The sequence below is a fragment of the Vibrio sp. 2132-1 genome, from assembly GCF_033344315.1.
In genome coordinates this window covers 1-623 of the sequence record NZ_JAWPON010000495.1, presented here as the reverse complement: position 1 = coordinate 623, position 623 = coordinate 1, and the positions used below count along the sequence as shown (strand labels likewise).

Below are 623 nucleotides of genomic sequence, written 5' to 3'. Positions count from 1 at the left end.
TATCTCCTCGATGAAGTTGAATGGGAGAACGATCCTCAAGCTGATGCTTACGTTCCAAATGGCTTTGGTAGTGACAACAGCGTTGTTTGCACCGTTGAATAAGTGGTAACTTTGATGGGTTGATTAGTGCGGATTTCACCGTAGTAACAATACATTCTTTTCACTTAAGGCGCACGAGTTGCGCCTTTTTCCTACCAATAAGACAAACTCAAGCAGCAATTATTGTTGCTAGTGAACAACAGTGTTTTACCTAAAGTGATATATATCAACAAAAGTTATTTCCTTAGTATGAGTTCATCGCAGCAGACCGCTGCTTTCAACGAAAACTGAGGAAGTAACAAATGAAAAAACTGGTTGTTATTACTGGTGCAAGTTCAGGTATTGGTGAAGCTATCGCACGTCGTTTTAGTGAAGAAGGCCACCCTCTCCTTCTTGTGGCTCGTCGCGTAGAACGTTTAGAGGCACTCAATTTACCAAACACCTTATGTGAAAAAGTCGATGTCACTGACCAAGCGAGTTTGATAACAGCGATTGAAAAAGCAGAAGCTCAATTTGGTCCAGCTGACGTGCTAGTCAACAATGCGGGTGTAATGTGGCTTGGTCAGATCGACACGCAGGACGCC

At 43.0% G+C, this 623-nt stretch carries 1 protein-coding gene and 1 pseudogene; both read left to right on the top strand.

The annotated features are described in order from the left end of the window. Nucleotides 1–102, top strand: a pseudogene (locus R8N47_RS26260) (1,4-alpha-glucan branching protein); the annotation flags it as partial. Between the two features lie 239 nt (nucleotides 103–341). Then, nucleotides 342–623, top strand: a 282-nt coding sequence (locus tag R8N47_RS26255; RefSeq protein WP_318186237.1) for an SDR family oxidoreductase, incomplete at its 3' end; no start/stop codon positions are given.